This window comes from Burkholderia sp. Ax-1720 (genome assembly GCF_011753035.1).
Lineage (GTDB): Bacteria > Pseudomonadota > Gammaproteobacteria > Burkholderiales > Burkholderiaceae > Burkholderia > Burkholderia gladioli.
Map to the genome: position 1 here is coordinate 1 of NZ_VWWK01000424.1, position 1,347 is coordinate 1,347.

The 1,347-nt window shown below is 70.8% G+C and carries 2 protein-coding genes; both read right to left on the minus strand.

Annotated features, from left to right (window positions below; translation table 11 throughout):
* A partial coding sequence (locus F3J18_RS37385; RefSeq protein ID WP_166917191.1) for an AAA family ATPase occupies positions 1-885 on the minus strand: 885 nt, incomplete at its 3' end.
* A 191-nt stretch (positions 886-1,076) separates the two neighbouring features.
* A partial coding sequence (locus tag F3J18_RS38005) for a hypothetical protein (RefSeq protein ID WP_205195736.1) occupies positions 1,077-1,347 on the minus strand: 271 nt, incomplete at its 5' end.

A 1,347-nucleotide genomic window follows, 5' to 3' on the forward strand; every position in this document is an offset into this window, starting at 1 on the left:
CGCGTGCAGCAGCGCGCGGCGCATGGTGCGCGGCGGCACCGCCGCCAGCGCGCCCAGCGCGGACTCGCCGAGCAGGTCGGGAAAGCGCCGGCCCCAGGCATGCGCGCCGCGGATCTCGGCGTAGATGGTCTGCGCGATGCGCCGCGCGCCGGCCTCGTCGGGCGAGGGGATCTCGTAGACGTTCATGCGGTTGAGGATCGGCTCGGGGATCGAGGACGCGTCGTTGGCCGTCGCGATCCAGATCACGTTGCCGGCATCGATCGGCACCTCGGCGAACTCGTCGACGAAGGCGCTCGCGGTGTCGTGCTCGAGCAGCGCGTAGAGCGCGCCGAGCGGATCATACTGGGCGTCGTTGCCGGCCTTGTCGATCTCGTCGATGGCGATCACCGGGTTCGAGTAGCTGCCGTGCACCAGCGCGTCGAACACCTTGCCCGGCTTGGCGTTCTTCCATTGCGAGGAGGCCCCCGACAGCACCCAGCCGGCGGTCAGCGAGCTCATCGGCACGTAGTGGTAGGCGGTGCCGAGCATCTGCGCCAGCGCCTTGGCGAAGTGGGTCTTGCCGATCCCGGGCGCGCCCAGCAGCAGGATCGGCATCAGCTCGAGCCGGTCCTCGGTCTCCAGGCACAGCGCGATCTGCTTGCGCAGGTCCTCCAGCGGCCCCGCGAAATTCGGCAGCGCCTCGGCCAGCGCATCGAAGGCCGGCATGCGCGTGGGCTTCACGCAGAAGCGCAGGTTGCCCGTCTTCAGCATCTTCTCGTAGGTCGCGCGCAGGGCCTCGCTGGCCCCCTCGTTGAGATCGTTCAGCGCGGTCTCGACCCGGTCGAGATCGTACACGCGGCTGAACGAGGCCACCGCCAGTTCCTGCTTCACCATCGCCGTCGTCATCACACACCTCTCGCTTGCCACGCCCGGTCGCCCCGGGCTCGCCGCCGCGCCGGCGCCCAGCTTGCATGCGCCGCGCGGCATCAGACCCCTCGCTGCCAGTGTTGGGCAGACAAAAGCGGCGTGCAAGCCAGCACTCCTCGTGCTCTGCTGCTGATCGCGGCGCGCGCTGCACGGCGCGGCAAGCGCGCGTATCATCGACGATTCACCGTCGCGTGCCGGCCGCCGCCTTGCGCCGCGCGCCGCGCCGCCGGCCCCTGCTGCCCCGACAGGAATCGCCGATGACCGAGCTTTCGCTGCCCGATCCGCTTGCCCACCCGCGCCTCGCGCGTCCCGCGCGCCCGCCGCGCGGCCGGAACCCGAATCGCGCGCGCCCGGTCAGACACGCTTTCGGCAGCGCCGCCTTCCCGATCTCCTCGATGCTTCGTTCCTTCGCGTTCAATATCGCGGCCGGCCTTCCGGGCT